The organism is Microcoleus sp. B5-D4, assembly GCF_036705145.1.
Classification (GTDB): domain Bacteria; phylum Cyanobacteriota; class Cyanobacteriia; order Cyanobacteriales; family Microcoleaceae; genus Microcoleus.
Window position 1 is genome coordinate 1 of sequence record NZ_JAUBTV010000143.1, and the last position, 11,134, is coordinate 11,134.

Here is an 11,134-nt window from a genome sequence, read left to right on the forward strand (position 1 = left end):
TTATTATCTCCGATGATTCACTTTTACTTCCTCAATCCGCGTATGTGCCAGTTGGGGGTGCGGAATGTGGGTTATAAGGGGAGGGTTGGGGTGGGGTAAAAAATTTACGACGAGCGATATAGCCATCCTCGCATCATTTGTGAATTTCTTACTCCCTCCCCTTTATAAGGGGAGGGTTGGGGTGGGGTAAAAAATTTATGACGAGCGATATAGCCATCCTCGCATCATTTGTAAATTTCTTACTCCCTCCCCTTTATAAGGGGAGGGTTGGGGTGGGGTAAAAAATTTACAACGAGCGATATAGCCATCCTCGCATCATTTGTGAATTTCTTACTCCCTCGCCTTTATAAGGGGAGGGTTGGGGTGGGGTAAAAAATTTACGACTCCTGCAAGGATTGCAATATCTTACACCCGTTAAAAAAACTGCAACTGTAGGCCAGCGATCCAAACCGTGATAGTAATCAGTCATTCCCTAATCAAAATCTAAAATCTAAAATCTAAAATCTAAAATCGTATGGCTCGCTTAGCCATTTTCCCTTAGCAATTAGCCATTACCAAATTTATTTAAGATGGTGAACCAAATACATATCCAACTCGCCTTTATTTTTAGCATAAATTTTTCCTCGGTATTCGCATTCAAAAAAATCTCTAACTAATTCAAACGTTTCCTGAGAGATATTGATATTTCCAGGTACGCCGGAAGATTCCATCCGAGATGCAGTATTAACTGTATCTCCCCAGACATCATAGGAAAACTTTTTATTGCCAATTACCCCAGCAAGTATAGGGCCTGAATGAATGCCAATGCGGATATCCCAATAAGGAATATTTTGTTGAGCTTTCTGCAATTTCCGCAAATCCATGAACTGTCGGATTTCTATGGCAGCAAGTACAGCGTCAAAGGCGTGTGTTGGGCGAGGCGTAGGAATTCCCGCCGCGCACATATAGCTGTCGCCAATAGTCTTCAGTTTTTCCATAGAGTATTTATCCATCACGCGATCGAAATAAGAAAAACAATAATCAAGTTCGTCAACTAACTCTCGCGGCGTCATGTTTTCAGATAACTGAGTAAAGCCTTTAAAGTCAGTAAATAAAACCGATACGCTATCATAATAAAGTGGTTCCACTTTGCCGTTATTTTTGAGTTCATCGGCAATTTCAACCGGGAGCACATTCAACAGTAGCTGGTCAGATTTGTGCTTTTCGGCATCGAGTTCGGAATACAGGTTATTTATCTCTTTAAAGCGTTCAGCATTGCGGATGGCTGAGGAGAGTTGCAAAGCCAAAAGATAGCCAATCCGTAAGTCTTCTTGAGTGTACGCCCGCGGCTTGGTTGTGGCAAAATTAATGGTTCCTAAAACTTTACCTTCACTTTCCAAGGGAATGATAATTTGCGAAGGGTAGGGGGATAAAATAGCAGTAGCATCCGCTTCTTGAATTAATTGAGGTTGACGTGTTGTGAAAGCCTTCTTAATCGGGCCGCCCTCTGTCAGGGCTGAAATATCTACAGGGATATGCGGGCCAAATAAAGTCATGCAAGCGTTATTGCTGTGCAGGCAAACGCTACAGTGTTCAAAGTCTAGCAGCCATTTGGCTTGCTTACCTACTACCCGCAAAATCTGACCCAGATCGAGGGTGCGGTTAATGGCAGTGGCAATTTCATTGACGGCGGAAATGCGGATGGAAAGCGCTTGAGCTTCTGCTAACAAACGGCGGGCTGTCAACAGAAGCTCTTCTCGATCTTGATCTTCTAGCCGATCGCCCATAATAGGGATATAAAATATAGATTACAAAGCATCTATTTCGAGGGCTATTGAATCCGTATATCGGTTGACAAAGCTAAACAGGTCGGCTGTTGCAATAATCTCAAATATTTCAGAATCATCTAGCCCTAAATCCCGCAGGTTTTGGTAATGAGTTTCTGTCACTTCCAGGGGTTTAGTAGCAGCAAGCAAGCCAAAGGTAATTACGGCTTTATCACGTTTTGGCAAAGGGCAGTTGGCAAAGTCAGAAACTAGGGTTCGCAGGATTTCTTCGCTCATCCCCAACGCTGACAATCCGTGCAGGTGAACTTGGAGAGCGTACTCGCTATTATTTGATTGGGAAATAGCGACGCCGACCATTTCTTTAAGCGTGCGCGGTAAGTCTCCTTGCAGGATTGTTCCCCGAAATTTTTTCCAATTAGCTTCTAATATGTCAGGGTTAATTGCCATTGACTTGAACAGGTTGGGGACAATGCCAAACCCCAAGTCTGTCAAAATTTCTTCGTAGACTGCTTTGGCTTTAGGATCTGTAAGTTGCTCGTATTCTATAAGTGGAAAGTGTGTCATTGTTGTGTTGAACTTGACGGCAGTTAATTTGGGTTGGGATTTAGGTATTTGTTATGTAACGCCACTCAAAGGGCGACCTTACGAGCTATCTGGGCTTTAGTCGGATTGATAATAAAATGCACCGCTGTCAGCAAACCGCGAATCCTGAAAATAAGCTAGCCACAAATCTGATTATTGAGGCTGGATTAAACCTGCAATTATAGCAGTAACCGGAGCCAAGAAAATTATGTTGCGATCGGGTTCTACGGCTAATTTTAGATGTTTCCAATGGCTGCTGTCAAGTAGGGGCAATTCATGAGGCGCGGCGGTGTGAAATCTTACCAAAACTCTTGAATTAGAGATGGCTGTTCGGTTCGCTAATTTTTAGGCAAAAAACACTGTTCTATCTCACATCTTGCACCATTGTCAAGAACAGGCAAGATGCCTGTTCCACAAAGAGTGAATTTTCTTGTGGAACAGGCATCTTGCCTGTTCCTAAAAAGCTTATTGAGAATGGTGCAACATCTCAGTTCGATCAAACTCCACAAATGCCCAGAATATTATGATCCGGCGCGCGCACAGGGGAAAAACAAAATGCAGTGCGATCGAGTTTATTGAATTAATCAGAAGCTCGATCGACAATCCATGCCCCAGATAAGCTAGGCTAACGCCTGCGACTGGAGTTATTATGGGTAAACTGTAAACTTCTATCATTGTCGCTGCATTTGCTATGAACCCTGCCCTGACTCAATTTGGCGCTCAGATGTCCCACCTCACGGGAGTTCGGGCAATTATGAAAGATATTATTGAAACTCTCAGAGCCGGCAGCGGGCAGGAGTTTATCAATTTGAGCGCCGGAAATCCGGTAATTTTGCCGGAAGTCGAGCAGTTGTGGCGCGACTGCACTGCGGAACTTTTGGCCAGCCCGGAATACGGCGAGGTTGTTTGTCGCTACGGTTCCAGTCAAGGTTATCAGCCGTTGATTGATGCGGTGCGGACGGATTTTAACCAGCGTTACGGACTCAATTTGACCGATCGCAATATCCTAATTACTCCCGGAAGTCAATCGATTTACTTCTACGCAGCCAACGCTTTCGGCGGCTACACTACACCCCCCCCATCCCCCCCTTACCAAGGGGGGGCTAGGGGGGGTAGCCTTAAAAATATCGTGCTACCGCTGAGCCCAGACTACACCGGTTACGGCGGCGTTAGCTTGATTCCCGAAGCGGTAGTCGCCTGCAAACCTACCCTCGATATTGATGCGGCTGCTCACAGGTTCAAATACCGCCCGGATTTCAGCCAACTGTCGATCGACCAAACCACTGGTTGCGTCATTTTTTCCCGTCCCTGCAACCCCACCGGCAACGTTCTCAGCGACGACGAAGTTAAGAAAATTGCCGATTTAGCAGCCGCTTTCGACGTGCCGGTGTTCGTGGATTCCGCCTACGGCCCTCCGTTCCCGTCCTTGAATTTTACCGAAATGACGCCGATTTTTGGCGGCAATATCGTGCACTGTATGAGTTTGTCGAAAGCCGGATTGCCGGGAGAAAGAATCGGAATTGCGATCGGCGATGAAAAAATCATTCAAATATTAGAATGTTTTCAGACCAATATGTGCATTCATTCGCCGAGATACGGACAGGCGATCGCAACTCGTGCCATTGCTTCCGGCGCTCTTGCCGACATTTCCATCAACGTAATTCGGCCGTACTATCAAAGCAAATTTGCGATCGTAGAAAGCACCCTAGAACAAGCAATGCCGAAAGATTTGCCGTGGTTTTTGCACCGGGGCGAAGGAGCAATTTTCGCATGGTTGTGGCTGAAAGATTTGCCAATGACTGATTGGGAACTGTATCAAGAGTTGAAAAAAGTCGGCGTAATTGTCGTGCCAGGAAGTTCTTTCTTCCCCGGTTTGCGGGAAGATTGGCAGCACAAACATGAGTGTTTACGCATCAGTTTGACTGCAACAAATGATGAGATTGAAACTGCCATGAAACGCTTGGCTCAAATGGTAGAAAAGCTTTATCAGTCAGTTGACAGTTGACAGTTGGCAGTTGGCAGTTGGCAGTTGACAGTTGACAGTTGACAGTTGACTGTTAACATTCCCAATACTTCGGGTACGCGGTTCCTGAGCGACTCGTGCTGATCGTAGCCGGAGTAAGTCGAAGGGCATTACAAGTTACCAATTACCAATTATCAGTTACCGATGATAATGACCGAAAGCATCCAGGATACCGGCCACGTGATTCATCCGTCCAGAAATAAAAAACCTGTATCCGATGAAACTTGCCCCCCGAATTGATCTGTGGGGTCAATGCTTTAATCTAAAATCTAAAATCTAAAATCTAAAATCGATTGACTTCTTCCTTGGCAGATCGACTACAATTTAAAAAATAATAATTAGCAGCGCGGTAGGTTATGGCAGTGCAATTACTCAAAAGGTTGTTGACCGTAGAAGAATATCATTTAATGGGCAAAGCTGGTATTCTTTCCGAGGGCGATCGGGTAGAACTGATAGAAGGAGAACTTATCCAAATGGCAGCAATTGGAACTCGTCATGCTTCCTGTGTGAGACGATTCATCGGACTGTTCAGCGAAATTCCCAGTAACCGGGCTTTTCTGGATGTGCAAAACCCCATCCAGTTGAGCGAGCGAACCGAACCTCAACCTGATATAGTATTGCTGCAACCCCGGGCTGATTACTATTCAACAGCACATCCAGTACCGTCAGAAGTTTTGCTGTTGGTAGAAGTATCCGATAGCACGGTTGATTACGATCGAGATGTGAAAGTTCTGATTTACGCTCGATCGCTAATTCAAGAAGTTTGGCTAGTAGATATAGAGGCACAATGTTTAGAAGTTTACCGCCAGCCAACTCCGAATGGTTACAGTTTAATCCAAAAATTTTGGCGGGGTCAACAAGTTGCGTCGCTCGCCTTTCCTGATTTGGAAGTGAATATCGATTTCGTACTGGGATAGATTCGGATTATAGGTTATAGAAAACATTCCCAAGTCCCCATTTTTCAATTAAACAACCCGATAAACAAAACTCAGAGTTGCCCAAACATTCACATCCAAAGCCAAATCATCCGTTGATATCCCCACTTTCTGTACCCCCGGAATGCTAGCCGCGTGCAAATCTTCGAGTACCGCCCGCGCCACATTTAAAGGATTTAACAACACTCGAATTGGCAGGGCATCCCTCGTTTGCTGCATTTCGGCTTCTATTGCAGCCAGAGTTCGATCGAAGGTACTCTCACTAAATATAATCATAATTTCTGCAAGTCCGATCGGCCCCGATACCGCCCACCCGCTCCCCCCAGCCGCCGGTAGAGTCAAATTCTCCCCAGGAGCGATCGCCCGCGACATTGCCCCCACAGAGTCTTTGCCCTCAGCGCCGAGCACAGACAGCCGTCCCGCGCTGTCCGAGCCAAACACCGCAAAGTAAACCGGGCGATCGCTGTCGTTATACAATCTGTACCGAACTCGACTGCCTTCTGTTAAACTTAGTATATGAGCGCTGGCGGATTTCTCACTTTCCCCGCTCAGCGGTTCCAGCCGATAATCACCGCCTGCCCGCACCGGCTCCCGCTGTGCCACGGCCCGCGCTTGCGGTGCGGTAGTTGCCAGAACCGCCCGCACCTTCAGGCGCGAAGACCCCTCATTGGCTGTCAGCCGCAGCAACTTCCCCGCCTGCAGCGCTTTCAACTGCGGAGTCAAGCGCTGCACCGCCACCTTAACTGCTTCTCCCCCATCGCCCTCAGTATCGGGAATCAGCATTTGAGCCAAAGAAAACAAACCGTAACGGCTTTGAGACAAAGCAGGCTCGTGAGGCGAGACTGTTTCGGCTAAAGTCGTTTCCGGGACTCTGCCGAACCGACAGTCAGCCAATTGCTCACTGCCTACCGCCGAAACTTGCGGCACAGTCGCAAAGGCGCTGGTAGCGTCCACCCGCTCGATGCGTTCCAAACCCGAGTCCAAAGCTACTGTCAAACCGATGTTTCGCGGCAATACCCGAATTTCTTCCCTCACGAGTTCGCCGACAGTTAATTCGCCGTTTGTTCGATCGAACCCGTCTAAAACTTGGGCTTTAGCAGAGAGGCCCGTGCGTCCCCGCAGCAAAAGCCTCGCGCCCTCCGAAGAATCCACAGCAAACACAGAACCCCCGGAGCACTCCAAAACCCCCGGCGACAAACCGCCCAGCCACAACTGCACAGTTTTGCCTCCGTCTTCCACCGCCGTCACAGCGCCGTCAGATGCAGGGGAATTCAAGATTAAATTTGAAAAATTCACCGCCAGCGGCGCTGTTAAATCGTGATTGAGAATTTGCGGTTGCTGCGATAACCCCGCAATTTGCTCGACCTTACCCGCCGCGCGGCTGAAACTGACGCTGAAGCTGCTAGCGGGAGTTGCCCACCACAAAGTTTGGGTGAGGGCGTAGGTAAACAAACCTGCGGTAAATCCGCCCCACTCTTGTTCGGCGGCGAGTTGGGAATCCGCACCGGCGGCAAGTACGGTGGCCGCAGGACGAAGATTTGGGCGGGTTCGGAGGTCTTGGGCAAACGTTAATTCTGCGATACCCAGCTCGCCGATGGTGGGGCGGGGGCGAGAGCGAATGCGAAAGTTGCCGTTTTTGGGGAAACCCGGATAGGTGTAGCTGGTGTCGAGGATGGCGATCGCATTTTCTGTCGCGAGCGATCGCACCAACAGCAACAGCGTTTCCTCTAAAATATCGTTCACCGCCCGGTTTGCTAACAGCGGCAAAACATCATCCGCCGGCACCAAACTGTTTTGCATTTTTCCGGGAGACTCGGCCAAACTGACTCGACTACCGCAGCCACTAAAGTGAAAAACTACCACGTCACCGGGTTTTGCTTGTTGAGTCAAGTGAGTGATAAAAGCCGTCTCGATATTCTCCCTCGTCGCTTGAGCGTCAGTCAAAGTCAAAATGTCCGAGGGCACAAACCCAAACCGATATATCAGCAGTTCCCGCTGCATTTCCACATCCGTAACGCAGCCGTGCAGGGGCGAGTCTGGATATTTGTCAACGCCCACCAACAAAGCCAATTTCCTGGCTGTCGGCTGCGCTAAGGCTTGGAGGTAGCGATCGCCCAACGGCAGCCACAAAGCCTCGCTGATTCCGATGGCGGCCAGCACCCGGCCAGCTTGCTGCAAAAATTCCCGCCGCTTGAGTCCCATTTTTAAATAGCTTTGAATTTTAAGTTTTGAATTTTCAGTTAAATTCCCCTCAATAATTGTAGGGAATTTAATTAGGTTGTGAGTGTTTAGTATTAAGATAATTTTTAAGTTTTAAGTTTTGAGCTTTAAGTTTAAAATTATAAAATTTCAACTCAAAACTCAAAATTCAAAACTCTGCAGAATGTCGCCCACACCCAAGTTCAAGATTTAAATCTCGTAATTGAAAATATTCATGGCCTTGGCTAATTCTGCGGCGACTTCCGGCCGGGAAAACTGCGGCGGCGGCAATTTTCCAGCGCGCAGCATTTCCCGAACTTTGGTTCCCGACAAATGCACCCGTTGTTCGGGAGTGCTGGGGCTTGTTTTAGTTGTAGCCATTTGTTCCGTCAGTTTGCAATAGAAAGCGTGCTCGAATTTCATCGGCACAATTCCCAATTCTCCCGGCTCAAATTCATCAAAAATATGTTGGGCATCGTAAGTCCCGTAATAATCGCCAACTCCCGCGTGATCGCGCCCCACGATAAAGTGAGTGCAGCCGTAGTTTTTGCGGATTAAAGCATGAAAAATTGCTTCTCGCGGCCCGGCGTAGCGCATTGCCGCCGGATTAATTGCCAAAATTACGCGATCTTTTGGATAGTATTTTTCTAGCAGAATTTCGTAGCAGCGCATCCGCACGTCAGCGGCGATGTCGTCATCCTTAGTCGTCCCGACTAGCGGGTGCAGGAACAACCCGTCTACTGTTTCTAAGGCGCATTTTTGGATGTATTCGTGGGCCCGGTGGATGGGGTTTCGGGTTTGGAAACCGACTATGGTTTTCCATCCTTTTTCTGTGAACAGCATTCTCGATTTCGCCGGGTCAATTTGGTATTGGGGAAAGCGGACATCTAGTTCGCGTTCCAGCAGCCAAATGTCGCCTGCGAGGTTAACGGGGCCTGATTTGTCTACTACCTGGACACCTGGGTGTTTGAGGTCGTCGGTGCGGTAGACGTTGAGGGCTTCTTCTTCTTTACTGTAGTGATATTTTTCTGCAAGTTCCAAGAGCCCGACAAATTTGCCCGCCGGCGAGTCGAGGCGCACTAAAGTTCCTGCTTTCAGGGGTGCGGCGACTTCTTCTGTTACCGAGAGGGTGATGGGAACCGACCAAGGGATGCCGTTGGAGAGGCGCATTTGTTTAACGACCGATCGATAATCTGCTTCGTTCATGAACCCTTTGAGGGGACTCAGGGCGCCGATGGCGATCATTTGCAGGTCGGAGATCGATCGATCCGACAACTGGACTCGCGGCAGGGACTCTGCTTTATCGAAAAATTCTTGTCTCTGGTCTAGTGTGGCAATGCGGTTGACCAGGGTGCCGCCGTGAGGGGCAATGCGGTCTGAATGCTGGCTCATGTCGATTTGAAGTTGTGGGTTTTAGCTGCCAGAGTACATAGTATCAAGCGGTGGCTGCAATTCTACATTTTTTAATTGTTCTGGACTTGTGCAGAACGCTGCTTTTGTGGCGCTGTAATTCTTTAACTGTAAACTCGCGCACTCAAAACTCTAAACTTTCGCCTCAAGTCTGGACTTGAAATTCTTCGGGATCTATTCCCCAATTTACCCAGCTAATCGCTTCTTTAGCGGAGCACACTTTTGGCGGCACTCGCAAAGCGTGAAGGTGTCCCGTACTCGGACAAGTCATCTTTAACAAATAAATTGGCTCTATGTCAATATTATTCTCAATTTTCAACAAAGTATATTCTTGCCAAGTATCCAATTCAGTTGCTTGCAATTCTTGACAAATTTTCGGATAGCCGATGCCTGAATCAAAACTCGCCGCACTTCGGCATTCTGTTCTGTTAATAGCCATGAAGCTTGCCAAGATTGGGGCGGAACTTGACCGATTATTTCCGGCAGTCGGACGCCACGATAAGAGTATACACTCAACTTGTCAGCAAATTCAACCGCTGGTTGACATAAAGCGTGGAGCAAATATTCGCTATCAAAATGAAGTTGGATCGGGCGATCGCACACAAAGCATTTTTTCTCAAACGGGTAAATCCAGCCACAGTTTTCCACTAAAGATTTAAAGGCTGAGTATAAAGGGCGATCTATCTCCAAATTTAACACGCCAATACAAAAATCCACCCAACTGCCGTTAAAAGCGGACAATTCTGAAACTATGCAGTTATTGTTGTAAAATTGGCGGTTCAGGATGCTGTCCCAATCGCTACTATCTAATTCGCCGATAAATCTGTTTAGAAGTTCATCTTTAATTTGACTGTGCAATTGATATATCGGGTCGTACAGCCGGTTGTAAAGTTGGCTGTAAAGTTGGTTTTGCAGTTCGCTGCCGAGTTGATACCTCAATTGATTGTACAATTCAATGTGAATTTTCTCGCGAATTTCCCTGCCCAACTCGCTGCCCAAATCGCCTTCTATTAGCGGTTTAAAAGCTTGCAAAGCAGCGTCAGGGCTGTCACAGAAAATAATTTTCGGTTCAGGACAGCGGATGATGTTGTAGGCGGTGTTGATGGCGGCTGTCGCTTGCGGGCGATCGACTGGTTTTATCGAAAGTCCAATTTCTCGCCACTGCTCGCGATAAATCGGAATTAGCGCTGTTTTTTCGAGAGTCTTTGCGATCATAAGTACAGCTAGATTATTTAATTTGCGGTCAAACTTTTTCGGTCTCGCATCGGCAAAAAAATATCATTAAGTTGGTAATAACAACGGAATCTTCCTACAAACCTATTTTATTATAGTCGTAAAACTATTGGTATAAATTAACGATTGTTTGCAAAACACCTAAAATCAGAGAAACATTATCTAGACAATAAACATCAACATCAATAATTAAATTATTTCCTTCTAATTTAAGAAACCGCCAGACAACGCCAGTAGTTACGCAGCCATATATTGCAGGTATGGAATTGTGTTCGCGTTCGTTAAATAGCTGAGCCGCTACCATTTGTGCTGCACACTGTGGCAGACAAGATTCTATTTCTCCGCCTTTAGTTTCTCTCAATACAAAAACCGGAACTTTAATTTCAAAATCAAACGGAACAGAAGACATTAGAAAGTCGCATTCCCCATTCAATCCCAGCTCAGCATCTACATCAAATGACCAACCAGAAAAAAGAGAAAATTGTCTGTTGTTCCTTTCTCTAAATTCTAACAGAATAGGAGAAATAATCCGTTCCGAACGTTCTTTTACAGTTGTAACAGCAGTGTTAGAACTAATTTCAATTGCTCTCCAAAGCCATTCGGAGGGTTCTACGGGAACCACCTTGGCACTCAAAATAGGACTGAGTGATAGATCCAATCCAAATCGCTCTTCTAATTGTTGGAAAGTAAAGGAATTGTAAGACATATGTCTCTAATCAGTCGGTGAAAATAAAGATTACTTGGGGATAGAAAGCGAGTTGAGAAATCCTAAATACGATTGTATAAAAACTTCCACCAAAGAAACCTGGTTTCTGCGAAAAATCTTGGTTTGGTAGCGAAGTCTCTACGAAGAAACCCGGTTCTCACCGCGTAAGTCCTAATATAGCAACCCTTGCAGAATTGGTAAACCTCTTACTGCTTTTTTAGACATTTTATGACAATCTCATGCAAACGAGTAGTTATAACCATCGTTACGATGAACGGGT

The 11,134-nt window shown here is 46.7% G+C and carries 10 protein-coding genes; 3 read left to right on the forward strand and 7 right to left on the reverse strand.

Annotation, left to right across the window (positions count from 1 at the left end):
- Nucleotides 1-560: 560 nt before the first annotated feature.
- Entirely contained in the window at nucleotides 561-1,766 is a 1,206-nt protein-coding gene (locus QUB10_RS32920) for an adenylate/guanylate cyclase domain-containing protein (RefSeq protein ID WP_333207312.1), read from the reverse strand.
- A 21-nt stretch (nucleotides 1,767-1,787) separates the two neighbouring features.
- Nucleotides 1,788-2,330 carry a carboxymuconolactone decarboxylase family protein gene (locus tag QUB10_RS32925; RefSeq protein ID WP_333207313.1) on the reverse strand — a complete coding sequence of 181 codons (543 nt, stop codon included), beginning with the start codon at nucleotides 2,328-2,330 and terminating at the stop codon, nucleotides 1,788-1,790.
- 420 nt (nucleotides 2,331-2,750) lie between these two features.
- On the opposite strand from QUB10_RS32925, the gene QUB10_RS32930 reads away from it, so the two are divergent.
- From QUB10_RS32930 to QUB10_RS32940, 3 genes are all read left to right on the forward strand, one after another.
- Entirely contained in the window at nucleotides 2,751-2,927 is a 177-nt protein-coding gene (locus tag QUB10_RS32930) for a hypothetical protein (protein ID WP_333207314.1), read from the forward strand.
- Between the two features lie 112 nt (nucleotides 2,928-3,039).
- A complete protein-coding gene (locus QUB10_RS32935) occupies nucleotides 3,040-4,353 on the forward strand; it encodes a valine--pyruvate transaminase (protein ID WP_333207315.1) in 1,314 nt (437 codons plus the stop codon).
- A 374-nt stretch (nucleotides 4,354-4,727) separates the two neighbouring features.
- Nucleotides 4,728-5,288: a Uma2 family endonuclease gene (locus tag QUB10_RS32940; protein WP_333207316.1), complete on the forward strand. Its 561-nt coding sequence runs from the start codon at nucleotides 4,728-4,730 to the stop codon at nucleotides 5,286-5,288.
- A gap of 48 nt (nucleotides 5,289-5,336) precedes the next feature.
- On the opposite strand, the gene QUB10_RS32945 is transcribed toward QUB10_RS32940, so the two are convergent.
- From QUB10_RS32945 to QUB10_RS32965, 5 genes are all read right to left on the reverse strand, one after another.
- Entirely contained in the window at nucleotides 5,337-7,508 is a 2,172-nt protein-coding gene (locus tag QUB10_RS32945; protein ID WP_333207317.1) for a caspase family protein, read from the reverse strand.
- A 207-nt stretch (nucleotides 7,509-7,715) separates the two neighbouring features.
- On the reverse strand, nucleotides 7,716-8,897 hold the full coding sequence (gene sat, locus QUB10_RS32950) for a sulfate adenylyltransferase (RefSeq protein ID WP_333207318.1): 1,182 nt from the start codon (nucleotides 8,895-8,897) through the stop codon (nucleotides 7,716-7,718).
- Nucleotides 8,898-9,060: 163 nt separating this feature from the next.
- Nucleotides 9,061-9,276: a hypothetical protein gene (locus tag QUB10_RS32955; RefSeq protein ID WP_333207319.1), complete on the reverse strand. Its 216-nt coding sequence runs from the start codon at nucleotides 9,274-9,276 to the stop codon at nucleotides 9,061-9,063.
- On the reverse strand, nucleotides 9,231-10,130 hold the full coding sequence (locus QUB10_RS32960; RefSeq protein ID WP_333207320.1) for a DUF6745 domain-containing protein: 900 nt from the start codon (nucleotides 10,128-10,130) through the stop codon (nucleotides 9,231-9,233). Before QUB10_RS32960 ends, QUB10_RS32955 begins: the two co-directional genes overlap by 46 nt.
- Nucleotides 10,131-10,254: 124 nt before the next feature.
- Entirely contained in the window at nucleotides 10,255-10,854 is a 600-nt protein-coding gene (locus tag QUB10_RS32965; RefSeq protein ID WP_333207321.1) for a hypothetical protein, read from the reverse strand.
- Between the last annotated feature and the right edge of the window lie 280 nt (nucleotides 10,855-11,134).